The sequence below is a fragment of the Streptomyces avidinii genome, assembly GCF_014650695.1.
Taxonomy (GTDB): Bacteria; Actinomycetota; Actinomycetes; order Streptomycetales; family Streptomycetaceae; genus Streptomyces; species Streptomyces avidinii.
The window spans coordinates 366,432-392,596 of the sequence record NZ_BMVL01000001.1; the positions used below are offsets into that span (position 1 = coordinate 366,432).

22 protein-coding genes and 1 pseudogene are annotated in these 26,165 nt (G+C 71.4%); 17 read left to right on the forward strand and 6 right to left on the reverse strand.

What is annotated here, in order from left to right; genetic code table 11:
- Positions 1-101: 101 nt before the first annotated feature.
- Both IE257_RS01675 and IE257_RS01680 read left to right on the forward strand, forming a co-directional pair.
- Positions 102-2,984: a PIG-L family deacetylase gene (locus IE257_RS01675; RefSeq protein WP_189963767.1), complete on the forward strand. Its 2,883-nt coding sequence runs from the start codon at positions 102-104 to the stop codon at positions 2,982-2,984.
- A 178-nt stretch (positions 2,985-3,162) separates the two neighbouring features.
- Positions 3,163-5,235 carry a PIG-L family deacetylase gene (locus IE257_RS01680; RefSeq protein WP_189963769.1) on the forward strand — a complete coding sequence of 691 codons (2,073 nt, stop codon included), beginning with the start codon at positions 3,163-3,165 and terminating at the stop codon, positions 5,233-5,235.
- Between the two features lie 50 nt (positions 5,236-5,285).
- Here IE257_RS01680 and IE257_RS01685 read toward each other — a convergent pair whose 3' ends face one another.
- Positions 5,286-6,296 carry a helix-turn-helix transcriptional regulator gene (locus IE257_RS01685; protein WP_189963771.1) on the reverse strand — a complete coding sequence of 337 codons (1,011 nt, stop codon included), beginning with the start codon at positions 6,294-6,296 and terminating at the stop codon, positions 5,286-5,288.
- Between the two features lie 93 nt (positions 6,297-6,389).
- Between IE257_RS01685 and IE257_RS01690 the strand changes: the two genes are divergently transcribed.
- A complete protein-coding gene (locus IE257_RS01690; RefSeq protein WP_189963773.1) occupies positions 6,390-6,788 on the forward strand; it encodes a VOC family protein in 399 nt (132 codons plus the stop codon).
- Between the two features lie 49 nt (positions 6,789-6,837).
- Positions 6,838-7,825 (forward strand): annotated as a pseudogene (locus IE257_RS01695) (IS481 family transposase).
- 22 nt (positions 7,826-7,847) lie between these two features.
- On the opposite strand, the gene IE257_RS01700 reads toward IE257_RS01695, so the two are convergent.
- Entirely contained in the window at positions 7,848-8,864 is a 1,017-nt protein-coding gene (locus IE257_RS01700; protein ID WP_189963775.1) for an SRA domain-containing endonuclease, read from the reverse strand.
- Positions 8,865-8,974: 110 nt separating this feature from the next.
- On the opposite strand from IE257_RS01700, the gene IE257_RS01705 reads away from it, so the two are divergent.
- Together IE257_RS01705 and IE257_RS01710 are read left to right on the forward strand one after the other, a co-directional pair.
- Positions 8,975-10,150 carry an HNH endonuclease gene (locus IE257_RS01705; RefSeq protein WP_229920060.1) on the forward strand — a complete coding sequence of 392 codons (1,176 nt, stop codon included), beginning with the start codon at positions 8,975-8,977 and terminating at the stop codon, positions 10,148-10,150.
- A gap of 78 nt (positions 10,151-10,228) precedes the next feature.
- On the forward strand, positions 10,229-10,438 hold the full coding sequence (locus IE257_RS01710; protein ID WP_189963777.1) for a hypothetical protein: 210 nt from the start codon (positions 10,229-10,231) through the stop codon (positions 10,436-10,438).
- 215 nt (positions 10,439-10,653) lie between these two features.
- Here the strand turns inward: IE257_RS01710 and glnA2 are convergent, their stop codons facing one another.
- Complete coding sequence (gene glnA2, locus IE257_RS01715; RefSeq protein WP_189963779.1) at positions 10,654-12,015, reverse strand: gamma-glutamylpolyamine synthetase GlnA2; 1,362 nt, start codon at positions 12,013-12,015, stop codon at positions 10,654-10,656.
- Positions 12,016-12,187: 172 nt separating this feature from the next.
- Here glnA2 and IE257_RS01720 point away from each other — a divergent pair, with 172 nt between their 5' ends.
- From IE257_RS01720 to IE257_RS01735, 4 genes are all read left to right on the forward strand, one after another.
- Complete coding sequence (locus tag IE257_RS01720) at positions 12,188-12,586, forward strand: hypothetical protein (protein ID WP_189963781.1); 399 nt, start codon at positions 12,188-12,190, stop codon at positions 12,584-12,586.
- A 57-nt stretch (positions 12,587-12,643) separates the two neighbouring features.
- A complete protein-coding gene (locus tag IE257_RS01725) occupies positions 12,644-13,345 on the forward strand; it encodes a thioredoxin-like domain-containing protein (RefSeq protein ID WP_189963783.1) in 702 nt (233 codons plus the stop codon).
- The gene (locus tag IE257_RS01730; protein ID WP_229920061.1) at positions 13,342-14,064 is read left to right on the forward strand and encodes a DUF305 domain-containing protein; all 723 of its coding nucleotides are present in this window, start codon (positions 13,342-13,344) and stop codon (positions 14,062-14,064) included. Before IE257_RS01725 ends, IE257_RS01730 begins: the two co-directional genes overlap by 4 nt.
- A 203-nt stretch (positions 14,065-14,267) precedes the next feature.
- On the forward strand, positions 14,268-14,687 hold the full coding sequence (locus IE257_RS01735; protein ID WP_189963786.1) for a CBS domain-containing protein: 420 nt from the start codon (positions 14,268-14,270) through the stop codon (positions 14,685-14,687).
- Here the strand turns inward: IE257_RS01735 and IE257_RS01740 are convergent.
- The gene (locus tag IE257_RS01740) at positions 14,672-15,562 is read right to left on the reverse strand and encodes an alpha/beta fold hydrolase (protein WP_229920096.1); all 891 of its coding nucleotides are present in this window, start codon (positions 15,560-15,562) and stop codon (positions 14,672-14,674) included. The two genes, IE257_RS01735 and IE257_RS01740, sit on opposite strands and share 16 nt — an antisense overlap.
- Positions 15,563-15,642: 80 nt before the next feature.
- Positions 15,643-16,344, reverse strand: coding sequence for a DUF998 domain-containing protein (locus tag IE257_RS01745; protein WP_189963787.1), 702 nt, complete (start codon positions 16,342-16,344; stop codon positions 15,643-15,645).
- 72 nt (positions 16,345-16,416) lie between these two features.
- Between IE257_RS01745 and IE257_RS01750 the strand changes: the two genes are divergently transcribed.
- From IE257_RS01750 to IE257_RS01765, 4 genes are all read left to right on the forward strand, one after another.
- Positions 16,417-16,872: a DUF6153 family protein gene (locus IE257_RS01750; protein WP_189963789.1), complete on the forward strand. Its 456-nt coding sequence runs from the start codon at positions 16,417-16,419 to the stop codon at positions 16,870-16,872.
- A gap of 224 nt (positions 16,873-17,096) precedes the next feature.
- Positions 17,097-18,710 (forward strand): multicopper oxidase family protein, encoded by a 1,614-nt coding sequence (locus tag IE257_RS01755; protein ID WP_189963791.1) that lies wholly within the window; start codon positions 17,097-17,099, stop codon positions 18,708-18,710.
- A gap of 122 nt (positions 18,711-18,832) precedes the next feature.
- Positions 18,833-20,095 carry a DUF4352 domain-containing protein gene (locus tag IE257_RS01760; RefSeq protein ID WP_189963793.1) on the forward strand — a complete coding sequence of 421 codons (1,263 nt, stop codon included), beginning with the start codon at positions 18,833-18,835 and terminating at the stop codon, positions 20,093-20,095.
- Positions 20,096-20,188: 93 nt separating this feature from the next.
- Complete coding sequence (locus IE257_RS01765) at positions 20,189-21,943, forward strand: NAD+ synthase (protein ID WP_189963795.1); 1,755 nt, start codon at positions 20,189-20,191, stop codon at positions 21,941-21,943.
- A 13-nt stretch (positions 21,944-21,956) separates the two neighbouring features.
- Here IE257_RS01765 and IE257_RS01770 read toward each other — a convergent pair whose 3' ends face one another.
- Positions 21,957-22,985 (reverse strand): endonuclease/exonuclease/phosphatase family protein, encoded by a 1,029-nt coding sequence (locus tag IE257_RS01770; protein ID WP_189963797.1) that lies wholly within the window; start codon positions 22,983-22,985, stop codon positions 21,957-21,959.
- Between the two features lie 288 nt (positions 22,986-23,273).
- On the opposite strand from IE257_RS01770, the gene panB reads away from it, so the two are divergent.
- The 3 genes from panB (at position 23,274) to IE257_RS01785 (ending at position 26,125) form a co-directional block, all read left to right on the forward strand.
- Positions 23,274-24,143 carry a 3-methyl-2-oxobutanoate hydroxymethyltransferase gene (gene panB, locus IE257_RS01775; RefSeq protein WP_189963799.1) on the forward strand — a complete coding sequence of 290 codons (870 nt, stop codon included), beginning with the start codon at positions 23,274-23,276 and terminating at the stop codon, positions 24,141-24,143.
- Between the two features lie 120 nt (positions 24,144-24,263).
- Positions 24,264-25,277 carry an ATP-binding cassette domain-containing protein gene (locus IE257_RS01780; RefSeq protein ID WP_189963801.1) on the forward strand — a complete coding sequence of 338 codons (1,014 nt, stop codon included), beginning with the start codon at positions 24,264-24,266 and terminating at the stop codon, positions 25,275-25,277.
- Entirely contained in the window at positions 25,274-26,125 is an 852-nt protein-coding gene (locus IE257_RS01785; RefSeq protein ID WP_189963803.1) for an ABC transporter permease, read from the forward strand. The genes IE257_RS01780 and IE257_RS01785 overlap by 4 nt, the downstream gene beginning before the upstream one ends.
- Positions 26,126-26,165: the final 40 nt, after the last annotated feature.

Sequence of the window (26,165 nt, forward strand, 5' to 3'; positions counted from 1 at the left end):
GTTCGACTCCGGGCACGTACGATGCCGAGAGTTATCGGATTATCAGAATATTTATCGTGTGATGGGGGCAACTCCTCGCCGATCGGCCCGGGGGGAGCCACATGTCCGACTCATGGCAGAGCCTTGGGGCGGGTGCGGGTGCGGGTGCGGGTGCCGGTGCGGGTGCCGGTGCCTGGGACCAGCAGGGTCCGCCGGCGGAGGCTCCGTGGGGGCAGCCGCATCCCGGGTACCAGGTGCACCCGGGGTACCCGGGGTATGAGCGACACCCGGCACAACAGGCGTCCCAGGGCTACCCGCAGCCACATGCGCATCCGTCCCCGCAGATCTACCAGGCCCAGCAGCCCCAGCAGTCGTACCCACCCCGTGAGGCCCATCACCTTCAGCAGCCCCACGAGGCCCTGTCGGCCCACTCGGCCCAACCGGCCCAACCGGCCCACGAGGGGCGGCAGTACCACCAGGCGCAGCAGGGCCAGCAGCCCTACCCGGCGGAGCTGCCTCAGCAGGCGTACGCGCCCCGCGAAACCCATCACTCTCAGCAGGCTCAGCAGGCCCAGCAGGCTCACCAAGGCCAGCGGGCCTACCGGACGCAGCAGGCGCAATCGACTCACCGGGCCCACCCGGCCGAGCCGGCCTACTCGGCTCAGCAGGCTCAACCTGCCCACCCGACGCCGCCCCAGGCCGACTTCGCGCCGCCGCAGGCCGAGCACGCCGAACTCCCCGACCGCGCCGCGCAGGCCGACCGCGAGGCGGGCGCAGCCGACGGGGCCGACAGGGCCGGGGCCGACGGGAGCCGACGCGGCCGTCGCCGCGCCTCGGCACCCGGGCCGCAGGCCCCGGCCGAGGGCGGGCGCGGGGCCGCGCGGCGCACCCGCCGCACCGGGACGCGCCGCGAGGCACACCGTCACCGACGGGCCGGCCTCGTCAAGGTCGTCGCCTTCTGCGCGGCCACCGCCGCCGGCAGCATGCTCCTGCTCCGGGGCAACGAGGCCCTCGACCGCCTCGGCTCCCCCACCGTCCCCGACAGCGCGGCCGGCGCCCCCGTCGCCGTCGTCGACCCGCCCGACCCCGGACGGGTGCTCCAGGTCGTCGCCCACCCCGATGACGACCTCTACTTCATGAACCCGGACCTGCGGTACTCCATATCCGCCGGCCACCCCGTCACCTCCGTCTACCTGACCGCGGGCGAGGCCGACGGCATCAACGCCGGCGCCGGCAAAGCGGCCACCACCCGCCCGAACAAGCCCGCCTACGCCGAGGCCCGCCAGAACGGCATCCGTGCCGCCTACGCCCTGATGGCCACCGGCGACCGCAGCAGCCCCTGGCAGCGCACCGTCGTCCCGACCAAGGGCGGCGGCCACGCCGAGGTCGACGTCCTCGTCGCCAAGCCCCAGCTCAACCTCGTCTGGCTGCAACTGCGCGAGGCCGGCACCGTCTACGACGACGCCCCGGACAGCCTGCACGGCCTGTGGGACGGCAGGGTTCCCCGCCTGGAGTCGATGCTCGCCTCCGGTACCCCCGTCAAGCAGCGCTTCTCGTACACGAAGGACCAGGTCGTCCAGTCCCTCGTCGGCATCCTGGAGCAGTACCGGCCGACGACCGTCCGCTCGCAGGACCCGACCCCGGGCCGGTTCGCCGACACCAAGCGGTACACCGACCACCAGGACCACTTCTACGGCGCCCGGTTCGTGCAGCTGGCCACCGCCGCCTACGCCAAGGACGTCAAGGACCGCCCGCACTTCGCGGTGCAGAACTACGTCGGCTACGTCAACGGCTCCCTCCCCAGCGCGCTGGACCCGGCCGAGGCCAAGGAGAAGCTGGACATCCTGGGCACCTACGCCTGGCTCGACCAGCAGAACCACTGCAAGAGCGACGCCGGCTGCGGGGACCTCAAGGTCTCCGACCAGCCCGGCGGCAACCGGTGGTCGGACTCCATCAACTACGCCCGCGGCACCAGCACCACCTGGCTCACCTCCGACAAGGACCACGGGCTGTGGGCCTTCAAGGTGCTCGACGGCCAGGTGGCCCTCTGGCACCGGCCCGGTCTCGTCGGCCGCTGGAAGGGCCCGGACCTGCTCCCCGGCACGGGGATGGACCCGGGCGTGAGCACCGTGATCCTGCCGGACGGCCGCACGGCCGCCTTCGGCACCCGCACCTCCTTCGGCGCCAAGGCCGCCGACTACCGGCGCGAGGTCGTCTACGTGGTCCAGAAGCGCCCGGGGGCCGAGGAGTTCACGGAGTGGCAGTCCCTCGGCACCCCCGAGACGGCGGACGAGACCTGGACCTCCGACATCAGCGCGCCGGCCGGCTCGGTCGACGGCACCGGGCAGTTGGCGGCGTACGTCCGCGACGGTGCGGGCACCCTGCGCGGCCGGGTGCAGCACGCGGACGGCACCTGGGGCCCGTGGGACAAGTACGGCGGCTCCGACCTGCACGGCAGCCCGGTCACCGCGACCGACGGCGCCGGGCGGCGCATGGTGTTCGCCGCCACCTCCAAGTCGGTGGTGGGCTGGGGGCAGCCGAAGCCGGGCGCCCCGCTGGGCCCGGTCACGCCCACCGGGCTGCCGGACACCACGCTCCCGCTGACCGCGCAGGGCCGCGAGGGCGGGGTGCGGCTGTGGTTCCGCAAACCCGGCTCGGGCAATGTCCGTACCGCCCTGATCACGGGCGAGGGCGGGCTGAAGGTGAGCCAGATGACCGACCTCGGTGGCCTCCAGGGCTTCGGCGCGGTGACGGCGAGCGGGCACGTACTGGCGGGCCGCACGGCGGGCGGGCAGCTGGGCTCGGAGGCCGGGTCGGGGCGGCCGTGGGAGCGGTCCCCGCTGATGTTCGTCGGGGCGCCCTCCTCCACGATGACCGGCCGGAGCATGGTCAGCCTGGCGGTGGTGGGTCTGGACGCGCGGCTGTACGTGACCTCGTCGCCGGACGCGCCGGACGCGCACCTGGCGCCGTGGCAGCCGGTGGGGCCGCGCAACAACGCTCCGTAGGGCGGCCGGTGGATCCGCCGGTGGCAGGCGGCGACGGTCGGACGACCCACCTCCGTTTGTCTTCCTTCGCCAAAAAGCGGAGTTGTCGGCGGAACGGGTGAACCAAGTACGCCGATTCTGCCTCTCTCTGACTGCTCAGCGTTTTTCTCCCGCCCGGAACGAACCAAGGCGTGACCCGATGCCGTTGCCCGTGACCCGTCGCCGCTTCGCGGCCCTGCTCACCGTGCTGACAGCCGGCGCCACCGGCGTGCTCTCCGTGGCCACCGGCCAGCAGACCGCCGCCGAAGGCACCCAGGAGAAGAACCCGGCCGCGGCCCTCCCCGCGAGCGTCACCGCCGGGTCGGTCGTCCAGATCGTCGCCCACCCCGACGACGACCTGTTCTTCATGAACCCGGACCTCAGCCGTTCCCTGCTGTCCGGCACCCAGGTCACCACCGCGTACCTCACCTCCGGCGAGTCCGACGGCCGCAACGAGGCCCACGGCGCCGGCGTCAACGACCCCGAGCAGCCCGCCGATCACGCGCACTACGCGGAGGCGCGGCAGAACGGCATCCGGTCGGCGTACGCCCAGATGGCCACCGGGGACCGCACCAGCCCGTGGAAGCGTACGGTCATCGCCACCGCCGGGGGCGGCCGGGCCGAGCTCGACGTCCTCATAGCGAAGCCGCAGGTCAACCTGGTGTGGTTGATGCTCCGGGAGGCACGCAGCACCGGCGGGGACACCCCCGAGAGCCTGCGCGGCCTGTGGAACGGCCGGATACCCGCGCTGGAGGCCCAGCTGACCTCCGGCACACCGGTCAAGCAGCCGTTCACGTACACGAAGGACCAGCTCGTCCAGGCGATAGCCGGGGTCCTGGAGCGGTACCGGCCGACGACGATACGGATGCAGGACCCGACGCCGAACCGGTACGGCGAGAACGGCACCGGCCGTTACACCGACCACCAGGACCACATGTACGGCGCCCGCTTCGTGCAGGCCGCCACCGCCGCCTACGCCGAGCGGGTCCGCAACCGCCCGCACTTCTCGGTCCAGAGCTACCTCGGCTACCACAACAGCACCCTCCCGCACTCGCTGGACCCGCAGACCGCCGAGACGAAGACCGGCTTCCTGCGGACCTACGCCTGGCAGGACCGCCAGGACTACTGCGGCAGCCCGTCGGGATGCGGCGACCGCAAGGTCGCGGGGAACCCGACCGGGCGCAACTGGGCCCAGTCACTGCGCTACTCCCGCGCCGACAACACCTCCTGGATGACGGAGGGAACGCCCGGACGCCTGTGGGCCTTCGCCACGCTGGACGGCCGGAGCGCGTACTGGACGCGCAGCCCCGGCGGCGAGTGGGCGGGCCCGGCCCTCCTCCCCGGCACGGGCATCGACCCGGGAGCCACGGCGGCCCGCTTCCCCGACGGCCGCGTCGGTGTCCTCGCCACCCGCACCACCCTCGGCTCCGCGCCCGCCGAGTACCGGCGCGAGGTCGTGTACGCCGTCCAGTCCGCGCCCGACGGCCCGTTCGGCCCGTGGCAGTCGCTCGGCACCCCGGAGCGGAGCGACGACGAGGGCACCTCCGCGATCAGCGCCCCCGCGGCGGCCGTGGACGCGGCGGGCCGCCTCACCGTCTACCTCCGCGACTCGCGCCGCACCCTGCGCGCGAGCACCCAGCGGCCGGACGGCAGCTTCTCCGTGTGGGACCGCCTCGGCGGCGAGGACCTGCAGAGCGATCCGGTGACGGCGGTCGACGCGGCCGGGCGGCGCCACGTCTACGCCACGACGACCACGTCCGTCCTGGCGTGGACCCAGCGCACCCCGGACGCCCCGCTGCTCGGCCCGGCCCCGACGGGCCTGCCCGCCACCACGGTCCCCCTGTCGGCCTCCCCGGACGGCGCGGGCGTCCGCCTCTTCTTCCGCCGCCCCGACTCGGGGGTCGTCCGCACGGCCCTGGTCACGGCGGCCCCGACGGCCCGGCCCCAGGTCTCCAGCGTCACGGAGGCGGGCGGCCGCGCGGGCTACGGCGCGGTGGGCGCGGCGGGCCGCCTGATGGTGGGCCGCGCGGACAGCGGCACGATCAGCACCACGGGCCTCGGCGGCCCCCCGGCCTGGGCGGAATCCCGCATGCACTTCGCGGGCGCCCCGTCGGCCGTCCTCGAAACCTCGGGCACCACGACCACGGCCGTCCTGGGCCTGGACGCCGAACTCCACACCACAACCACCCCCAAACCCCCCACCCACCCCACCTGGCACCGCGCGGTCCACTGACCCGCGAGGCGCTCGGCAGTGCCGTGCCGAGCGCGGCTAGCTGTGCCATCTCATGACATTGGTTCCTCGCGGTAGGTTTGGCGGGCGTAGGACGCAAGGCGATCGGCGAGCGCGGTGACGAGGTCGCGCAGTTCATGGGGGCGCTCGATGACGAACGGCCGGTCGAGTGAGGCGAGTACTGGAGGCAACCAGTCGAGCCGCTCCGCCCGCAGCTCGACGCGCAGCCAGCGCTCGGTCGCCCGGTCCTGGCCTGCCGCGGGCTCGTGCTCCTCCAGGCTCGCGACGCTGGCGGGAAGGTGGGCGCGGATCTGCTCAACTGTCCCGTGGATCCGCAAGGTCACCTCATGCCGGTACTCGGCCGTGGCGAACGCTGACAACACGCGCTGTGCCGGACCGGGACCCACGGGCGCTTCGAATGAGCCGGGCAGGGTCCGCGCGTCTGCGATGCGATCGAGCCGGAAGGTTCGGTCCTCGCCGATCTGGGTGTCCTTGCCCGTGACGTACCACCGGCCCGCATGGGCGACGATCCCGTACGCGTGCAGCGTGCGTTCGCTGCGCCGTCCGTCGCGGTCGGTGTAGCGGATCGAGACCGGTCGGCGGTGGCGCACCGCATCGGCGATGGTGAGCAGGACCCCAGCGTCCGGGGTGTCGAACTCGCCGAGCTGATCCGTGAAGGCGAGAGCCTCCAGAAGTGTGTCGAGCCGACGGGCGATGTGCTTGGGCAGCACCCGCCGGATCTTCGCCGATGCCGTCTCGCTTGCCGTGTGCTCCGTCGTCGTCAGCCCTGCTCGGCGGCCGGCGACCAGGCCGAGCAGCACGGCCAGCGCCTCGTCGTCGCTGAGCATGAGCGGAGGCAAGCGGTACCCGGGAGCGAGCCGGTACCCGCCGTAGCGGCCGCGCACCGATTCCACGGGCACATCCAGGTCGATCAGCTGGTCCACATACCGGCGCACGGTGCGCCCTTCGACGCCGAGCCGGTGGGCTAGTTCGGCCACCGTCCGGGTGCCGCCCGACTGCAGCAGCTCCAGGAGTGTCAGCACGCGGGCAGTGGGTCGGGGCATGTGCACAACCTAATGCGAATACAGGACCGATTCTGTCCACTATTTCTCCTAGCCTGCGACGTGCACGCCTCCAGCACAGCCAAGGAGATCCCCATGGAGTTCGTCTCGATCCGCATCATCACCAGCGACGTAGCGCGCCTCGTCGAGTTCTATGAGCGGGCCACAGGGGCGCGGGCGACGTGGGCCACCGAAGACTTCGCCGAACTCAACACCGCGGGCGCCACCCTCGCGATCGCCGGCTCCCGCACCGTCCCGCTGTTCGCCCCGGGCTCTGCCCGCCCGGCGGACAACCACAGCGTGATCACCGAGTTCCTCGTCGACGACGTGGACCGCGTTCACCAGAACCTGACCGGCTTCGTCACCGACTTCGTCACCGAGCCCACCACGATGCCCTGGGGCAACCGGTCGCTGCTCTTCCGTGACCCCGACGGCAACCTCGTCAACTTCTTCACCCCCGTCACCCCGGCGGCCATCGAAAAGTTTGCGCGCTGACGCCACGCACAGCCGCTCACGCGGGAGCCCTGAGATCCCAGGGCTCCCGGTGAACGCGGCCGCCGAGTCCAGGAGCGCCACCAGCAGGGGACATCGGAACGCACCGCTGACCCCTGAAGGACGTCTGCGCTTGTGCCTGCAAGTCGATGCCGGACGTCCGATCGCGCACGTGGCTGCGGAAGCAGGAATCTCCCGCCGCTGCCTGGCCAAGTGGTACGCCCGCTGGCGCGCGCACGGCGAGAACGGACTACTCGACCACTCCTCCCGCCCCGCCACCAGCCCCGCCCGCACCCCCGATGACATCGCCGACCTGGTGGAGGCGCTGCGGCGGCAGACCAAGCACGGGCCAGCCCGGCTCGCCGCCGACCTACAGCGGCTGCACGACGTCACACTCGCGCCCGCGACCGTCCACCGCATCCTGGTAAGGCGAGGACTCAACCGGCTCCGGGACCTCGACCCACCGACCGGCGAGCAGTTGCGCGAGGTCATCCGCTACGAGCACGACCGGGTCGGCGACCTGGTCCACGTCGACGTCAAGAAACTCGGGCGCATCCCGCCACTCCCGGCTCGCCTATACCGAGGCCCTGGACGATGAGAAGGCCATCACCGCGGTCGCCTTCTGGCACCGGGCCGTTGCCTTCTTCGACGCCCACGGCATCACACCGATCCGCCGCTGCCTCACCGACAACGGTGCGTGTTACCGGTCTACGACCTGGGCTGACGCGCTCGCCGCGACCGGTACGAAGCACAAGCGGACCAGGCCGTACACACCGCGCACGAACGGGAAGGTGGAGAGGTATAACGGGACGCTCTCCCGCGAGTGGGCGTACGTCCGCGACTACACAACCGAGCGTGAACGCCGCGTCGCACTCGCGGAGTTCGTGAACTACTACAACCACGAGCGGCCGCACGCCGCGCTCGGCGGCCGACCGCCCATCAGCCGGACCGCCGGGAGCAACTACCGAATCGTCTTCGACCAGCCGCCCGAACCACTCGCGGACATCCCGCAGCAGCTCACCTTCGAGGGCTTCGCGTAACCAAGGTCCCGAGACACCACAGCTAGCTGGTGAGGGTGGGTATCGGGAAACCGTCGAAGCCGTCCTCGGTCCGGTAGACCAGGGCGATCCTCTGGGCGGCGAGCAGGTCCTTCACGTCAGGGGTCGGCTCGCTGGGCAGGAGCACCGCGACGCGGAGCTTTTCGACATCGTGGAGGTGCCGGCGGTAGTCCGCCAGCTGCCCGATCGCCATCCGTACGTTGTCGCGGGTGGTCTGTCCCTTGGCCTCGTAGAGCACGTGGTCGGTCTCGTCGTAGACGTCGGGCGTCAGCGCGCCCGGCTCCCCCTCGATGGTGATCTGGAAGCTCTTGAAGGAGTGACCGGCTTCTTCCAGGTAGGACTCGAAGGCCTTGACGAGTTGGCCCTCACGACGGCGTACCTTGCGGGTGCCGACGGTGATGTTGGCGGTCGTCTCCGGCGTGCTGTGCTGTTCGGTCTTCTTGCCCTTCGTCCCGAACTGGGCGGGCAACTTCGCGAGCTTCTGCTCCAGGGACAGCTCGATCACCGTGGTCTGAGCAGCAGGCTTCATGGCGTCCTGCTCCAGCAACAACAACTCCGCGCCCTCGGCGGGCCTCAGCCTGAACACGATGATGCGACGCGAAGTGCCGTCACCGACCGGGCTCCACCGCACCTCGTAGGGCTCGATCGGATCGAGGACCACCTGCCCGACGTAGCGCTGCCGGACTTCCTTCTTGCCGGGCACCCTGCTGTCGGCGACGAACAGGTGCACTTCCTGCCCGTTCGTCGCCGTTTCGAGCAACGTCTTGTTCCCGCGGGCGAGCTCCTGGTCGCCCTTTCCTCCGGCGCCGGTGTAGAGGTACAGGGTTCCGAATTCGTCGTCCTCGGCCTGGCCGTCGAAGGTGTACCCGAACTTCTCCCCGACCGCCGGGTCGGAGTAGACGAACACCATGTCGGACTTGTTGGCCGGGACGATCCCACCGCTGTAGACCGAACCGCCGAAGGCCTCCACGAGCTCCGAACGCGTCGTGATCATGCCCGGAACGAGGTCGAGAGTCGTCATGCCGCGAACATAGCCGGCCCCTCGGACGACCGCCCGCCTTTTGTCCCACAACCGACTGTCAGTGCCATGTCGTATGTTACGTAGCAGTGCTGCTGACATGTGGGGGACCTGTGACCAGTCCAATCCTGTCCGACTCGGAATCCGTGATGAAGGCGCTCAAGGAGTACCGCGACAGCGGGCGCTCCACCTTCCTGGAGGACCACGGATTCGGCGAAGCGAGCCGCTACTTCTTGCAGTTCGACGGAGCTCTCTTCGATGCCAAGGCCATTGCGAACGTCGCGTACCGCCATCAGCACGGGCCGCGCGCCGACCGCATCATCAGCGGCGGGCAGTTGCACAGCAACCGACTGTTGGAGCAGCTCGGCTTCTCCATCGTCGACAGCCTCCCGGCAACGGTGGACGGGGAGCTGACGTGGCGCCTGGCGATCTGGTCGCACCTGAAAGCCTCCTACGACCTGGGGAAGTTGCCTCCCAAGGCGTTGAGGGACTTCGGGGCCTACGGCGGCGGTCAAGGAATCTGGGTCGATTCCGCACGCACGTCGCTCCTTCACGGGGGTGGAATCACCGTGGGGGTGCTGCACTCGGGCGCCCACTACCCGGATGACCTCGGGGAGCACTCGGTCCTGTACCACTACCCGAACACCGACCGGCAGCCCGGCCGTGACGCATCGGAGATCGCCGCGACCAAAACAGCCGCCGACCTGAAACTCCCCGTCTTCGTCATCGCCAAGCCGACCCCGAGTTCGCCGGTACGGGCCGTCCGGCTGGCTTGGGTGGAGGGGTGGGAGGACCGCAGCGAGCAGTTCCTCATCACGTACGGCGAGGAGGCACCCCGGACCGTCCTCCACCACGACGAATCCGATGAGGAAACGTTTCAGCTGTCCGGCAACCGTAGCCGTCGCCGCTACCGGAACGTCCAGGACCGCCCCGACCAAGCCCGGTTCAAGCTGCGGGTCTTCCATCGATACGGACCCCGCTGCCCGCTGACGGGCATCGCGGTGCCACAGATGATCGAGGCGGCCCACCTCCGCCCCGTGCCCGAGGACGGCTCGGACGATCCCCGGAACGGGCTCCCCCTCAGCGCCGGCCTCCACCGCGCCTTCGACGCGCATCTGTTCGCCATCCACCCCGACACACTGGAAGTCGTGACGCGCCCCGGCGGACCGACGATCGCCGACCTGCACATCACGACGCCGCACCTACGAAACCTCGCACGCAAGCCCCACCGCGAGGCTCTCGCCTGGCGGCACGAAAAATGGTCGGAACGAATCGGCCTGCCGTCCTGAAACAACGAGGTCCGACGACCCGGGTGGATCGACTTGTTCGCCGCCGAGGCTGCATTCACCTCCGCTTCAATGTCCACCATGGAACTCCGAGAGAAGTGCACATGGGCGGCGGACAACCACAGGGTCGGCACCGCTTCCGCACGGGGCGAGTGCACCTGGGCGGCCCCCTGCTCCCGCCCCGCCGTGTGGAGCGTGCTGGTCAGCGGCACCCGCGGCGACAGCTGGTGGGCTGCCTGCATGGATCACGCCGTCACATCCACGGTGCTTTCGCCCCCCACCACCGACTGAGCAGCAAACGGCTCCGGAAGCCCCGTGCAGTCTCGGCAAATGTGCTGGTTGGAGTTCCGCCACGTCCAACCAGCACGTACCTGGGGCACGGTGACCCCGGCTTCACGCACCGGACCCACACACACCTCCACGGCCGGTGAAACGGCTCCGGGCCGGTGGTCAGTGACCACCGGCCCGGAATGCCATACACGCCCCAAAGGGGCTCTGACCTGCCCTTAGAGCACCGGGAGGTTCTTGCGGAGTTCGAAGGCCGTGACCTCCGAGCGGTATTCCTCCCACTCCTGCTTCTTGTTGCGCAGGAAGAAGTCGAAGACGTGTTCGCCGAGGGTTTCGGCGACCAGTTCGCTGCGTTCCATCAGCGCGATGGCCTCGCCGAGGTTCTGCGGGAGGGGTTCGATGCCCATCGCGCGGCGTTCGGCGTCGGAGAGGGCCCAGACGTCGTCGTCGGCGCCCGCCGGGAGTTCGTAGCCCTCCTCGATGCCCTTGAGGCCGGCCGCCAGGAGGACCGCGTACGTGAGGTACGGGTTGGCGCCCGAGTCGATCGAGCGGACCTCGACGCGCGAGGAGCCCGTCTTGCCCGGCTTGTACATCGGGACCCGGATCAGGGCCGAGCGGTTGTTGTGGCCCCAGCAGATGTACGACGGGGCCTCGCCGCCCGCGCCGGCGCTGCGGGAGGAGCCGCCCCAGATGCGCTTGTACGAGTTGACCCACTGGTTGGTGACCGCAGCCGTCTCCGCCGCGTGCTTCAGCAGGCCCGCGATGAAGGAGCGGCCGACCTTGGAGAGCTGGTACTCGGCGCCCGACTCGTAGAAGGCGTTGCGGTCGCCCTCGAAGAGGGAGAGGTGGGTGTGCATGCCCGAGCCCGGGTACTCCGAGAAGGGCTTCGGCATGAAGGTGGCCTGCACGCCCTGTTCCAGGGCCACCTGCTTCATCACCAGGCGGAACGTCATGATGTTGTCCGCCGTGGAGAGCGCGTCGGCGTAGCGGAGGTCGATCTCCTGCTGGCCGGGGGCGCCCTCGTGGTGGCTGAACTCCACCGAGATGCCCATCGATTCGAGCATGGTGATCGCCTGGCGGCGGAAGTCCATGCCCACGTTCTGTGGAGTGTGGTCGAAGTAGCCGGAGTTGTCGGCCGGGACCGGGCGGGTGCCGTCCAGCGGCTTGTCCTTCAGCAGGAAGAACTCGATCTCCGGGTGGGTGTAGAAGGTGAAGCCCAGGTCGGAGGTCTTGGCCAGGATGCGCTTGAGGACGTACCGCGGGTCCGCGAAGGACGGCGAGCCGTCCGGCATCAGGATGTCGCAGAACATCCGGGCGGTCCCGGGGGCCTCCGCGCGCCACGGCAGTATCTGGAACGTGCTCGGGTCCGGCTTGGCGATCATGTCGGACTCGTAGACCCGCGCGAAGCCCTCGATCGCGGAGCCGTCGAAACCGATGCCCTCGTCGAAGGCCTGCTCCAGCTCCGCGGGGGCGACCGCGACGGACTTCAGGAAGCCCAGTACGTCGGTGAACCACAGGCGCACGAAGCGGATGTCGCGCTCCTCAAGCGTCCGGAGGACGAATTCCTGCTGCTTGTCCATGCCTTCATCCTCGCAGTTCAGACGGCCTGTGCACCACCGCCTCGACAGTCGGGGCACAGTCGGGCGCGCCCAGTATCGCCAGCCGTGGTTTCCGCCACATTACGCACCCTGTAAAGCTCGCGGCACCCCCGCACTGACCTGGGGCCCGTCATGAGCATTACCATCTGCGCCCATGGGGGGCCGGCAGTACACGCAGGCGGGGCGTCGCGGACGTCCCGGACTTCGCCGTGCCGTCCTGCTGACGGTCTTCGGGGTACTGGCCGGCGCGCTGCTGCTGTGCGCGCGTTCGGGCGAGTCGCACGTACCGCCGCCGCCGGTCGGTGACCGGTTGGTGGCGCAGGGGCACGGTTCGGCGGCGCAGGTCGTCTGCGTGTCTCCGTACGACCTGCCCGGGTGTTCGCCCCTCGCGCGCGTCACCCCGGGCGTGTTGCCCGTTCCGCCGCCCGCCGTGACCGTCGCGGGCGGCGGGCTGCCGTCCACCGCGACCCTGGCCGCGCCGGGGCGGATCCGGACGGCGGGCCCACCGGCTCGCGCCCCCGACCTGCATGCCCTCCAGGTGCTGCGGACCTGACAGGTCCGGTTTGGTTTCGCTTTCATCCACCCCCCTCAGCAGGAGGAACCAGGGCACATGGCCAGCAAGTCCGGCAGGACCAACCAGAACACCGACCCGAACTCCCGGCAGGCGCGCATAGCCGAGATGCGCCGCGCCGAAAAGATCCGGGAGCGGCGCAACAAGGCCATCGCGATCACGGCCGCGTCGGCCATCGTCGTCGGCCTGGTCGGCTTCGGCACCTGGGTGCTGATCGACCAGAAGCAGGCCGAGGAGCGCAAGCAGGCCGCTGCGGAGAAGATCCGCAAGGAGGCCGAGGAGATCCGCAAGAAGCCGGTCGAGGGCGAGCAGCTCTGGGACGTGAAGAAGCTCGGCCGCAACCACGTCGAGACCCCGGTGAAGTACGAGATGAACCCGCCGATCGGCGGTGACCACCACCCCCGCTGGATGAACTGCAACGGTGACGTCTACAAGAACCCGGTGCCGGAGGTGAACGCCGTGCACTCGCTGGAGCACGGCGCGGTCTGGGTGACGTACAACGAGAAGGCTCCCAAGGCCGACGTGGACAAGCTCGCCGCGACCGTCGGCAAGACCCCCTACACGCTGATGAGCCCGGTCAAGGAGCAGACCGGCTCGATCATGCTCAGCGCGTGGGGCAAGCAGCTGACCGTGGACAGCGCGGACGACCCCCGGGTGACGCAGTTCTTCACCAAGTACGTGCAGGGCGAGCAGACCCCGGAGCCGGGCGCGGCCTGCGCGAGCGGGCTGGCCGGCAAGTGAGCCGCCCGGTCCGTCCGGGCCGCCCGGGCCGTCCCGTTCCCCGTACGTACTGGGTCGCGGGCACGGCCGTACTGCTGGCCCTGCTCTTCGCGGCGGCGGCCACGGTCGCCGCCGCGAACGGCGGCGGCGGATCCACCGGATCCGGTACGCCGTCCCGCACGGAGCCCCGTACGCCGGGGCTCCGGTCGCCGGACGCCGGCTTCGCCCGGGACATGGCGGTGCATCACCAGCAGGCGGTGGAGATGTCCTTCATCGTGCGGGACCGCACCCAGGACGAGGCGGTGCGCACCCTGGCCTACGACATCGCCAACACCCAGGCCAACCAGCGGGGCATGCTGCTCGGCTGGCTGGACCTGTGGGGGCTGCCGAAGGTGGTGGCCGACGAGCCGCCGATGTCCTGGATGGGGGCCTCGGGCGGCCACGGCGGCCACGGGGCCCACGAGGCGGGCGCCGGGTCCGGCGCGCTGATGCCGGGGATGGCCACCAGGGAGGAGCTGGACCGGTTGGGCGCCGCCTCGGGCCGGGACGCGGAGGTGCTCTTCCTCCAGCTGATGACCGACCACCACAAGGGCGGCGTCGCGATGGCCGAGGGCTGTGCGCAGCAGTGCGAGACCCCGGTCGAGAAGGCGCTGGCCCAGGGCATGGTCGACGCCCAACGCTCGGAGCTCACCCTGATGGCGGACATGCTGAAGCAGCGCGGAGCTGCGCCGCGCGGGTGACGGGACACGCCCGTACGGTGGTGGGAGGCGCCCTCTCACCCGTACGGGCGTACTCCGCCGTGCGGGGGACCCGTACCGGAAGGGAAGCCGTCGCGGAAAGCCGTGTCGGAATCCGTGGCGGAACCCGTCCGAGGCCCGTGTGGGGACGCCCCGCCGGACGCGTCCGCGCCCGGTGTCCCAAGGCGTGCTCAGGAGGTTCAGCGATGACCACCGCCGCAGACATCATGCACCCCGGGGCCCAGTGGATTCCCGCCACCGAGACCCTCGACCGGGCGGCCCAGCTGATGGCCCGGCTCAATGTGGGCGCCCTGCCCATCAGCGATGCCGAGGAGCGGCTGTGCGGCATCCTCACCGACCGCGACATCGTCGTGAACTGCGTGGCCAAGGGCCACGACCCGGCGAAGATCACCTGTGGTGACATGGCCCAGGGCACCCCGCGCTGGATCGACGCGGGTGCGGACGTCACCGACGTGCTGGACGAGATGCAGAGCCACCAGATCCGCCGCCTGCCGGTGATCCGGAACAAGAAGCTGGTGGGCATGATCAGCGAGGCCGACCTCGCCCAGCACCTCTCCGACGACCAGATGGCGACCTTCGTGGAGAAGGTCTACGCGCGGGCCTGACCCCGCTCGGCCGTTTCCAGGACCGCCCGGACCACCTCGTCCGGGCGGTCCAGCATGACCAGGTGTCCGGCGGGCTCGGCGACCTCGAAGCGGGCGCCGAGCAGGTCGGCGAGGTCCGCCTGCCGGGAGAGCCAGTGCAGGGCCCCGCGGCCGGCCGAGCCGTCGTGACCGGCGAGGACGGTGGTGGGGGCGGCCAGCGGGTGCACGGCGCGCAGGGCCTGCAGTTCGGCGGCCATGTCCGGGTAGCGGGAGTTTTCCAGCAGCGCGCCGCGCCAGACGCGGCCGGTGCGGTAGCAGCGGCGTACGAGTTCCAGTGCGGCCGGGTCGGAGCCGCCGGTGCGGGAGGCCCGTACGGTGGCGCGCCGGGCCAGTGGCCCCAGCGCGGCCGGCAGCCCGACGGCGCTCACGGCCCGGCCGAGGGCCCGGGCGGCGGCGATGCGCAGCGCGACGGGTACGGCCGTACGGGGGGCCTCCTCGACGCTGCCGTCGACCAGGACCAGCGCGGCGGTGCGCTCGGGGTACAGGCGGGCGAAGGCCTCGGCGTGGAACCCGGCGATGGAGTGCCCGACCACGGTGACCCGTGAGGCGTCGGGCCCGGCGAGCCCGGCGAGCCCCGGCAGCCCCGGCTGCCCTCGCTCCCCCGCCTGCCCCAGCGCGTCCAGCAGGCCGGCGATCCGGTGGGCCTCCCCGGCCGTGGTGGGCGGCTCGGTGGCGGGGCCGCTGAGGCCGTGGCCGGGGCGGTCGAAGCGGACGACGGTGCGGCCCGCGGCGACGAGCGGTGCGACGACCGGGTCCCAGTCGAACCAGGCCATGGCCAGCCCGGCACTGAGCACGCACACGGGCCCCCGGCCCTCGACGAGGACGTGCAGCGGCACCCCGTCGACGCGGACGAACCGGCCGGCGCCGCTCGCGTACGGCCCCGTGCCCGGGTCCGCGTACGGGCTCGTGCACGGGCTCACGTACGGCCCTCCTTGTGGACGGAGTGGGCGAGCACGCCCAGCCAGATCGCCACCAGCAGCACCTGGAGCCGCTGGCCGGCGCCGAGGGCCCAGGTCCCGCGCCCGGCGGTGAACAGGGCGATCGCGGTCAGGGTCCAGACGGTGGCGAGCAGTTCGAGCACGACGATCGCGGGACCGTAGCGGGCGAGCGGGGCGAACCAGCCGTAGCGGCGGGCGGCCACCGTGAGGGCGACGAGGCCGACGAGGGCCCCGGTCATGGCGAGGCCGCTGCTGACGGCGTGGGCCTGATGGGTGGCGGGGACCAGCCCGGCGGTCTCCCGGGCGGCGCACACGGGGTCCACGGTGGGGGTGCAGCTCAGCGGCAGCCAGGCGTCGGCGGCGGTGGCCGCGCCGAAGAGCGTGACCCCGGCCCAGCCGATGACGGCCCAGGGGCGGCGGGACTCGGCGCGCTTCAGCAGCCGGAAGAGCGCCAGGAGTCCACCGGAGAAGGCCAGCAGCCCGGCGGTGAAGTCGGTGGCCCGGAACAGGCCGCCGAGCGGCTGGTCCTGGGCGGCGAGCTCGCTGACGTAGGTCTCGATGGGGTTGAGGCCCGTGGAGAGGACGACTTCGAGCACCCACGCGGTGTAGGCGGCCGCGGCGAGGCCGATCAGGGTGGCGACCGGCCAGGCGGTCCGCGGGGAAAGTCCGTGTCGGGACATAGTGTGACTAATCCTAAGCAGACCCGGGGTCGGTCCTCCGAACGGATACCCACCCCGGGTAGGGTTCCCTTCATGACGCGCAGTGCTCGGCGAGCCGCCCCGGGGGTCCGGTTGCTGCTGCTCGCCGCGCTGTTGCTGGGCATCGTCACCATGCACACCCTGGGCCATCCGACTGAGTCCCACGCCATGGAGGACGTGTCCCCGGCCCACTCCGTTGCCTCGGCGGGGCCGGCTGCCCCGGCCGGGCACGGTGGCACTCGCCACACCGCGGCCCCTGCCGTCGACGCGCCCGCCCCCACGTTCTCCTCGTGGGGTCACACCGTGCCCGCGACCGAGATGGACCCCATGTCGGTCTGCCTCGCCGTGCTCACGGGGCTCGTCGTGGTGCTCATCGGCACCGGCCGGTCCGGATCCCGCGCAGCCGCGCCGCTCGGGGGCGCGGCCCGCATACCGGGCCGGTCCGGTGGTGGCCCGGACCCGCCCGCCCCCCGCGAGCTCCTCACCCGGCTGGCGGTCCTGCGGATCTAGGCCCGACCGCTTCGTGTCCTTCGGATGGTGCCTGGCGGCCCGATTCGGAGGACACGACCGCGCCGCCCTCCCCGCACGCCCGCGCGCGTGCACAGGCATGCCCGCGCGCACGCCTGTGCATGTCCGCGCAGGCCCTGTGCATGTCCGCGCAGGCCCGCGCGGTCCCGGGGGCGGCGCCGAATCGTGCCCATGCGTCCGTAACACCACACCCACGAGGTGCTTCCATGCGCTCTCTTCCCACGCGTCGCGCCGTGCTCGGCGCCTCCGCTGCCGCCGTCCTCGGCTCCGGGCTGCTCTCCGCCTGCTCCGGCCCTTCCGACAGCTCCGGAGGCACCGGCTCCGGCCACGGCTCGATGAACCACGGCGGTTCCGCCGCCGACGTGCCCGAGGGGTACGTCGACCCGGCCGGGCCCGAGGTGCGGGCCGCCGAGGCCGCCCGCAAGGCCACCGGACCCGTCACCGAGGTCAAGGTGACCGCCACCGCCACCCCGCTCGACCTCGGCGCCGGGGTCACCGTCCGCTCCTGGGCGTACGGGGACAGGCTCCCGGGCCAGGAGGTCCGGGCCACCGCGGGCGGCACGCTCGCCCTCACCCTGGCCAACAACCTCCCCGAGGCCACCTCCTTGCACTGGCACGGCCTCGCCCTGCGCAACGACATGGACGGGGTGCCGGGGCTGACCCAGCGGGACATCGCCCCCGGCGGATCCTTCCCGTACCGGTTCGCCGTCCCCCACCCGGGGACCTACTGGTTCCACCCGCACACCGGGGTCCAGCAGGACCGCGGTCTGTACGCCCCGCTCATCATCGAGGACCCGAAGGAGCCCCTCTCCTACGACAAGGAGTGGGTGGTGGTCCTGGACGACTGGATCGACGGGGTGGACGGCGCCACCCCGGACGCCGTCCTCGCCGAGCTCCGCAAGGGCATGAGCGGCCACGACGGAGCCCACGCGGCCCACGGGCAGACCCCCTCGGCCGCCGCGCCCTCCCCCGGCGGCGGCAAGCAGCGCCCCTACGTCGCCATGGGCGGCCGCAGCGACTACCTCGGCGGGGACGCGGGCGACGTGGTCTACGCGCACTACCTGATCAACGGGCGGGTGCCGGACGACCCGTCGGTCCTCACCGCCCGCCCCGGGGACCGGATCCGACTGCGCATCATCAACGCCGGCGGGGACACCGCGTTCCGCATCGCCCTCGGCGGCCACGAACTGACGGTCACCCACACCGACGGCTACCCGGTGGAGCACACCACCACCGCCTCGCTGCTGCTGGGCATGGGCGAGCGGTACGACGTCGTGGTCACCGCCAAGGACGGGGTGTTCCCGCTCACCGCGCTGGCCGAGGGCAAGGAGGGTTCGGCACTCGCGGTGCTGCGCACCGGGTCGGGGGCGGCGCCCACGGCCGCGACCCGGCCGGCAGAGCTGGACGCGCCTGCGCTGATGGCCGACGCGCTCAAGGCCGCCGGGTCGGCCGCACTCGCCCCGCGCGATCCGGACCGTACGGTGCAGATCCGGCTGACCGGCTCCATGCAGAACTACAACTGGGCCTTCGACGGCAAGCCGTACACCCCCGACCAGCGGCATCCGGTGAAGGCGGGCGAACGGGTCCGGCTCGTCTTCGCCAACGCGACACCGATGTGGCACCCGTTGCACCTGCACGGGCACACCTTCGCGCTGGGCGAGCAGCCGGGCGGGGCGCGCAAGGACACCGCGATCCTCCTGCCCGGCCGCAGGCTGACGGTGGACTTCGACGCGGACAACCCCGGGCTGTGGATGACGCACTGCCACAACGTCTATCACTCGGAGTCCGGGATGATGACGGTGCTCGGCTACCAGCTGTAGGCGCCTCCCGCGCGGCCCCCCGGCGCCGGGGGGCCGCGCGGGAATTCGGGCGGGGCCCGGTCGCGGGCATGGCACCCTTGCCGTGATCACGACTGTCGCGAAAGAAGGACGACCCCGCCGGTATGAGCACCCCGCCGAACCCGCCCAGCGCCCCCGCCGGTCCGCCGACCGAGCCGGAGGGCACGCCGATACCCGAGACAGACTCCATACCGGCGCCCGCTCAGCCGCTCTCGCTGGAGAAGACCCCGGTCGTCCCGGAGCAGACCCCCGTGGCCTCCGAGGCTTCCGCGACGTCCGAGTCCCCCGCGACGCCCGTGACTTCCGACAGCGCCGTGGCCCCCGGGACCCCCGAGGACGACGCAGCGGCTCCCGAGGCTCCTGCGGACGCTGCGGCTCCTGAGGCACCCGCAGCACCAGCACCCGAGCCCCCCGCAGCCCCCGCCGCGGCCACCCCGGCCCCGTCGCCCTTCGCCCCGCCGTCGCCCACCCCCGCTCCCGCGGCCCCGGCCCCGGACTTCGGCGCCCCCGGCGTCCCCGCCGACGTGTGGGGCGCGCCCGCCCCCGGCTACACCGGCGCAGGGGCCCCGTACGGCGCCTACCCGCAGGCCGCCCCGCCCGGCAACGGCCTCGCCATCGCCGCCCTCGTCGTCAGCGGCTTCGGCATCCTCCTCGCCATCATCCCGTTCCTCTTCTGGGCCGGCGGCGTGACCGCCGCCGTCGGTGTGGGCCTCGGCATCGGCGGTATCGTCCGCGCCAACAAGGGCGCCCCGCACAAGCCGATGGCCGTCGTCGGCACCGTTCTCGGCGTGGCCGGCATGCTCGCCTCGGTCGGCGGCTTCTTCCTCACCGCCATGGTCGTCGACCGGGCCTCCGACCGCCTCGACCAGCAGATCGAGGACGAGGACTGGGGGCACGACCTGGAGGGGCTCGAACCCAGCGGTGAGCCCTGGCCGTCCAAGTCCCCGTCGCCGTCCCAGGTCCCCGGCCTGACCAGCGCGCTGCCGTTCGGCGAGACCTTCACCTACCCGAACGGCGTCAAGGTGAGCCTCTCCGCGCCGAAGAAGTACGAGCCGAAGGGCATCGTCGCCCGCGAGCGGATCGAGAACGCGATCCAGATCACCGTCACCATCACCAACGGCTCGACCTCCCCGCACGAGGTGATCTACGCCATGCCCAACGTCCGCGACGACAAGGGCATGACCGCGGACACCGTCTACGACAGCTCGGGCAATGTACCGAAGCTGATCCGCGGCTCCATCCTGCCGGGCGAATCCGCCAGCGGGGTCGTGGCCTTCGAGGTCCCCGAGGGGACCAAGAGCGTCACCGCGGACATCTCCGCGGGGACGATGCTCGACGACATCAAGTACGCCGGACCCATCGGCTGACGGAGCGTCACCACCGCCGGAAACAGCTGGAAAACAGCCGGAAGCAAGCGGGGCCCAGGACATCGCGTCAGAAAGACGATTACACTGGGCCCCGTGCCTCAACTTCGACTCGCTCTGAATCAGATCGACTCGCACGTCGGCGACATCGCCGCCAACGCCGACTCGGTCGTCCACTGGACCCGGCACTCCGCCGAGCAGGGCGCCCACCTGGTGGCGTTCCCGGAGATGATGCTGACCGGGTACCCCGTCGAGGACCTCGCCCTGCGCGGCTCCTTCGTGGAGGCCTCCCGTACCGCGCTGCGCGAGCTCGCCGAGCGGCTGGCCGCCGAGGGCCTCGGCGAGCTGCCGGTCGTCGTCGGCTACCTCGACCGCACCGAGCGGGCCACGCCCCGGCTGGGCCGCCCGGCCGGCTCCCCCGAGAACGCGGCCGCCGTGCTGCACCGCGGGCGGGTCGTGCTGCGCTTCGCCAAGCACCACCTCCCCAACTACGGCGTCTTCGACGAGTTCCGGTACTTCGTGCCGGGCGACACCCAGCCGGTGATCCGGGTGGGCGGCGTCGACGTGGCCCTGGCCATCTGCGAGGACCTCTGGCAGGAGGGCGGCCGGGTGCCGGCCACCCGGTCCGCCGGGGCCGGGCTGCTGATCTCCGTGAACGCGTCCCCGTACGAGCGGAACAAGGACGACCAGCGCCTCAAACTGGTCCGCAAGCGGGCCCAGGAGGCCGGCTGCACCCTCGCCTACCTGGCGATGATCGGCGGCCAGGACGAGCTGGTCTTCGACGGCGACTCGATCGTCGTCGGCGCCGACGGGGAGGTCATCGCCCGCGCCCCGCAGTTTTCCGAGGGCTGCGTCCTGGTCGACCTCGACCTGCCCGCGGCCCGCGCCGACGCGCCCGAGGGCGTGGTGGACGACGGACTGCGCATCGAGCGCGTAATCCTCTCCGAAGAGCCCGTGGAGCCGTACGACCCGGTCGTCACCGGCGGTTACGCCGACCGGCTCGACGACGACGAGGAGGTCTACGACGCGCTGGTCGTGGGCCTGCGCGCCTACGTCAGGAAGAACGGTTTCCGCTCCGTCCTGATCGGGCTCTCCGGCGGCATCGACTCCGCGCTCGTCGCCGCCGTCGCCTGCGACGCGATCGGCGCGCAGAACGTGTACGGCGTCTCGATGCCCTCGAAGTACTCCTCGGACCACTCCCGCAGCGACGCCGCCGACCTGGCCGAACGCACCGGTCTGAACTTCCGGACCGTCTCCGTCGAGCCGATGTTCGACGCCTACATGGGCGCGCTGGGCCTGACCGGCCTGGCCGAGGAGAACCTGCAGTCCCGGCTGCGCGGCACCATGCTGATGGCCCTGTCCAACCAGGAGGGCCACATCGTGCTGGCCCCGGGCAACAAGTCCGAGCTGGCCGTGGGCTACTCCACCCTGTACGGCGACTCGGTGGGTGCGTACGGGCCGATCAAGGACGTGTACAAGTCGGACGTCTTCCGGCTGGCGCAGTACCGCAACCGGGCGGCCGCCGAGCGCGGCGAGGTCCCGCCGATCCCCGAGAACTCGATCGTGAAGCCGCCGAGCGCCGAGCTGCGCCCGGGCCAGGTGGACACGGACTCCCTGCCGGACTATCCGGTGCTGGACGCGATCCTGGCCATGTACGTGGACCGCGACCAGGGCATGGACGCGATCGTGGCGGCCGGTTTCGACCCGGAGCTGGTGGCCAGGACGCTGCGGATGGTGGACACGGCGGAGTACAAGCGGCGCCAGTACCCGCCGGGGACGAAGATCTCCGCGAAGGGCTTCGGCAAGGACCGCCGGCTGCCCATCACGAACGGCTGGCGCGAGCGGGCGTAACCCGCCCCGGCCGTCAGGACCTGACGGTGACCCGGGCAGCGACGGGCAGGTGGTCGCTGCCGGTCCGTGGCAGGGTCCAGGAGGCCTCCGGCTTGATCCCGCGGACCATGATCTGGTCGATGCGGGCCATCGGGAACTGCGCCGGCCAGCTGAAGCCGAAGCCGTCGCCCGCCGCGCCCTGGGTGGAGCGCATCTGCGAGGTCACCTCGGACAGGGCGCGGTCGTTCATGGTGCCGTTGAGGTCTCCGAGCAGGATGACCTTCTTCAGCGGTTCGGCGGCGAGCGCGGCGCCCAGCGCGTCGGCGCTGTCGTCGCGCTGGTTGGCGGTGAAGCCGGCGTTCATCTTGACCCGGACCGAGGGCAGGTGCGCGACGAAGGCGGCGACCTCGCCGTGCGGGGTGGCGACGGTGGCGCGCATGGCCCGGGTCCAGCCCATCCGGATGTCGACGGGCGCGCTGGCGTGCAGCGGGTACTTGCTCCACAGGCCGACGGTGCCCTCGACCGAGTGGTACTTGTACGTGGCTGCGAGGGCCTTCTCGTAGACGGGTACGGCGCTGCCCTTGAGCTCGGTCAGGGCCAGGACGTCGGCGCCGGAGCGGGCGACGGACTCGGCGGTGCCGCGGGGCTCGGGGTTGTCGGCGTCGACGTTGTGGGTGGCCACCATCAGGTTGCCGCCGGATCCGGACTTGTCGGTGACCAGGCCGCCGAAGAGGTTCGCCCAGACCACGGCCGTCAGCAGGGTCGCGACGATCGCGGTGGCCGACCGGCGGTAGACGGCCCCGGCCAGCAGCAGCGGGACGGCCAGGCCCAGCCAGGGCAGGAAGGTCTCGGTGAGGCTGCCGAGGTTGCCCACGTCGTTGGGCAGGTCCGCGTGGAAGATCATGACGAGCGCGATCAGGGCGGCGATCCCGGCGAGGACCAGTCCGCGCCGCCAGATCCCCGGATCCTTGCGCAGTGCGGTCAGCCGGCGCCGGAGACGGGTTCCGGAGGGCTCGGGTTCCGAGCCGCCGTTCCCCGACTCCGTCATGTACGCCTGTGCCATACCACTGCCCTCACTGCCGTGCTCGCGCTCCGTCCCCGCCCCTTGACCCTAGGCGATGAACCGGAGCCTTCCGTGCCGTACGTCACGACCGCCGGTCACGGTCGTACGTCCGGGAGGACGAACGGCCGTACGCAGGGGGTTCCGCTTGTCACGAAACGCGCACATTGGAGCCCGTGGCCCGGCTCGCACCGCGGACCACTTCCGCCTTCGGCCACCCGGATGTCACCATGGGGGGTGAGTCCGGGGACGCCGTGAGGGCGCCTCGAGATGACACAAGGAGCAGTTGCAATGACGCCTGCCGTTTCGCCTGCCCGCGAACCCGCTACCGCGGCCTCCCCCACCTTGTACGGAGGCACGGGCACCCGGCGCATCACCGTCCGCGACCTTGCCCTCGCCAAGGAACGCGGCGAGAAGTGGCCCATGCTCACCGCATACGACGCGATGACCGCGTCCGTCTTCGACGAGGCCGGTATCCCGGTCATCCTCGTCGGCGACTCCATGGGCAACTGCCACCTGGGCTACGACTCCACCGTCCCGGTGACGATGGACCAGATGGCCATGCTCTCGGCGGCCGTCGTACGCGGCACGAGCCGTGCGCTGGTCATCGGCGACATGCCGTTCGGCTCGTACCAGGAAGGCGCCGTGCAGGCCCTGCGCAGCGCCACCCGCCTCGTCAAGGAGGCCGGGGTCGGCGCGGTGAAGCTGGAGGGCGGCGAGCGCTCGCTGGCCCAGACCGAGCTGATCGTGCAGTCCGGCATCCCGGTCATGTCCCACCTGGGCCTGACCCCGCAGTCCGTCAACGCCATGGGCTACCGGGTCCAGGGCCGCGGCGACGAGGCCGCGCACCAGCTGCTGCGCGACGCGAAGGCGGCGCAGGACGCGGGCGCGTTCGCGGTGGTGCTGGAGCTCGTTCCGGCCGAGCTGGCCGCGGAGGTCACCCGGTCCCTGCACATCCCGACCGTCGGCATCGGCGCGGGCGCGGAGTGCGACGCGCAGGTGCTGGTGTGGACCGACATGATGGGCCTGACCGGCGGGAAGATGCCGAAGTTCGTCAAGCAGTACGCGCAGCTCCACGAGACCATGACCGGCGCGGCGAGGGCCTTCGCCGAGGACGTGGTCGGCGGAACGTTCCCGCAGGCGGAGCACGCCTTCCACTGATCCCGCACACGATCGCTCCGACAGCCCGCCGACCGCGTGTCGGCGGGCTGTCGTATGTCTGTCGTACGTTTGTCGGTCGGCTGTCGGTGCTTTGTCAGCGGCGGCTGCTCCTATGGGGCCATGACGCGAAACGACAACAAGCCCAACGCCGTGGAGGTACGGGGGCTGGTCAAGCACTACGGCGAGACCAAGGCCCTCGACGGTGTCGACCTGGATGTCCGGGAGGGCACGGTCCTCGGGGTCCTCGGCCCCAACGGCGCCGGCAAGACGACGCTGGTCCGCTGCCTCTCCACCCTGATCGTCCCGGACTCCGGCACCGCGACCGTCGCGGGCTACGACGTGGTCCGCCAGCCGCGGCAGCTGCGCCGCACCATCGGCCTCACCGGCCAGTACGCCTCGGTCGACGAGAAGCTCTCCGGCTGGGAGAACCTCTACATGATCGGGCGGCTGCTCGACCTCTCCCGCAAGGACGCCCGCCGCCGCGCGGACGAGATGCTGGAGCGGTTCTCCCTGACCGAGGCGGCCAAGAAGGCCGCCATGAACTACTCCGGCGGTATGCGCCGGCGGCTCGACCTCGCCGCCTCGCTGATCGGCAACCCGGCCGTGCTCTACCTGGACGAGCCGACCACCGGTCTCGACCCCCGCACCCGCAACGAGGTGTGGGACGAGGTCCAGCGCCTGGTCGCCGAGGGCGCCACCGTGCTGCTCACCACCCAGTACATGGAGGAGGCCGAGCAGCTCGCCAGCGAGCTGACGGTCATCGACCGCGGCAAGGTCATCGCCAAGGGCAAGGTCGACGAGCTGAAGGCCCGCGTGGGCGGCCGCACCCTGAAGATCCGTCCCGTGTCCTCCGCGGACCTGCCGGGCATGGCCCGCTCGCTGGCCGAGGCCGGACTGGACGGTGTCGCCGGCAGCCAGGCCGTACCGGACGAGGGCATCCTGCTGGTCCCGATCCTGAGCGACGAGCAGCTGACCGCCGTCGTCGGCCTGCTGGCCGCCCGCGGGTACGCGATCGCCGACCTCGGCACCTACCTGCCCAGCCTCGACGAGGTGTTCCTGTCCATCACCGGCCAGAAGCCCACCTCCGTCGAGGACTCCGTTCCCACCGAGAAGACCGAGGAGGTCGCGGCATGAGCACCGTAACCACGACGAAGCCCGCTCCCACCGCGCCCGGTCCGGCCCCGGTGGACGGGGGGTCCGGCGAGGGCCGGATCGGGCTGCGCGCCAACCTGCGGCACATCGGCGCGCTGGTGCGCCGCAACGCCCTGCAGATCAAGCAGGACCCCGAGTCGATGTTCGACGTCCTGTTCATGCCGATCATCTTCACGCTGCTGTTCGTGTTCGTGTTCGGCGGCGCCGTCTCCGGCAAGGGCAACCAGGGCGAGTACGTCAGCTATCTGGTTCCGGGCCTGATGGCGATGATGGGCATGAACATCGCCATGGCGGTGGGCACCGGGGTCAATGACGACTTCAAGAAGGGCGTGATGGACCGTTTCCGGTCCATGCCGATCGCCCGGTCGTCCGTACTCCTCGCCAAGATCGTCGTAGAGATCGGCCGGATGCTGATCGCCATCACGATCCTGCTCTGCGTGGGCTTCATCCTCGGCCTGTCGATCGCCGGCTCGGTCCTGAACCTGTTCGCCGCCATCGCCCTGTCGGTCGTCTTCGGCAGCGCACTGATGTGGATCTTCATCCTGCTGGGTCTGACCATGAAGACCGCGCAGGCCGTCCAGGGCATGGCGATGCTGGTCCTCATGCCGCTGCAGTTCGGCAGCTCCATCTTCGCGAAGCCGATCACCATGCCCGGCTGGCTGCAGACCTTCACCGACTACAACCCGCTGTCGAACCTGGCGGACGCCGCCCGCGCCCTGATCAACGGCACTCCCGTGGGCGACTCGGTGTGGATGACGCTGGCCTGGTCGCTGGCCATCACGGCGGTCACCATGCCGCTCGCGGTGCGGAAGTTCCGCCAGAAGACCTGACCCAGGACCGATCCGTTCCGGATCGCGTCCCGGACGGACA

Bases quoted from the DNA above. Each gene is read 5' to 3' on its own strand.
- IE257_RS01750 (WP_189963789.1), top strand. From the start codon at position 16,417: ATGACGCGCAGTGCTCGGCGAGCCGCCCCGGGGGTCCGGTTGCTGCTG.
- IE257_RS01690 (WP_189963773.1), top strand. From the start codon at position 6,390: ATGGAGTTCGTCTCGATCCGCATCATCACCAGCGACGTAGCGCGCCTC.
- IE257_RS01785 (WP_189963803.1), top strand. From the start codon at position 25,274: ATGAGCACCGTAACCACGACGAAGCCCGCTCCCACCGCGCCCGGTCCG.
- IE257_RS01685 (WP_189963771.1), bottom strand. From the start codon at position 6,296: ATGCCCCGACCCACTGCCCGCGTGCTGACACTCCTGGAGCTGCTGCAG.
- IE257_RS01770 (WP_189963797.1), bottom strand. From the start codon at position 22,985: ATGGCACAGGCGTACATGACGGAGTCGGGGAACGGCGGCTCGGAACCC.
- IE257_RS01700 (WP_189963775.1), bottom strand. From the start codon at position 8,864: ATGACGACTCTCGACCTCGTTCCGGGCATGATCACGACGCGTTCGGAG.
- glnA2 (WP_189963779.1), bottom strand. From the start codon at position 12,015: ATGGACAAGCAGCAGGAATTCGTCCTCCGGACGCTTGAGGAGCGCGAC.
- IE257_RS01710 (WP_189963777.1), top strand. From the start codon at position 10,229: ATGGAACTCCGAGAGAAGTGCACATGGGCGGCGGACAACCACAGGGTC.
- IE257_RS01720 (WP_189963781.1), top strand. From the start codon at position 12,188: ATGGGGGGCCGGCAGTACACGCAGGCGGGGCGTCGCGGACGTCCCGGA.
- panB (WP_189963799.1), top strand. From the start codon at position 23,274: ATGACGCCTGCCGTTTCGCCTGCCCGCGAACCCGCTACCGCGGCCTCC.
- IE257_RS01680 (WP_189963769.1), top strand. From the start codon at position 3,163: ATGCCGTTGCCCGTGACCCGTCGCCGCTTCGCGGCCCTGCTCACCGTG.
- IE257_RS01735 (WP_189963786.1), top strand. From the start codon at position 14,268: ATGACCACCGCCGCAGACATCATGCACCCCGGGGCCCAGTGGATTCCC.
- IE257_RS01755 (WP_189963791.1), top strand. From the start codon at position 17,097: ATGCGCTCTCTTCCCACGCGTCGCGCCGTGCTCGGCGCCTCCGCTGCC.
- IE257_RS01675 (WP_189963767.1), top strand. From the start codon at position 102: ATGTCCGACTCATGGCAGAGCCTTGGGGCGGGTGCGGGTGCGGGTGCG.
- IE257_RS01725 (WP_189963783.1), top strand. From the start codon at position 12,644: ATGGCCAGCAAGTCCGGCAGGACCAACCAGAACACCGACCCGAACTCC.
- IE257_RS01745 (WP_189963787.1), bottom strand. From the start codon at position 16,344: ATGTCCCGACACGGACTTTCCCCGCGGACCGCCTGGCCGGTCGCCACC.
- IE257_RS01760 (WP_189963793.1), top strand. From the start codon at position 18,833: ATGAGCACCCCGCCGAACCCGCCCAGCGCCCCCGCCGGTCCGCCGACC.
- IE257_RS01780 (WP_189963801.1), top strand. From the start codon at position 24,264: ATGACGCGAAACGACAACAAGCCCAACGCCGTGGAGGTACGGGGGCTG.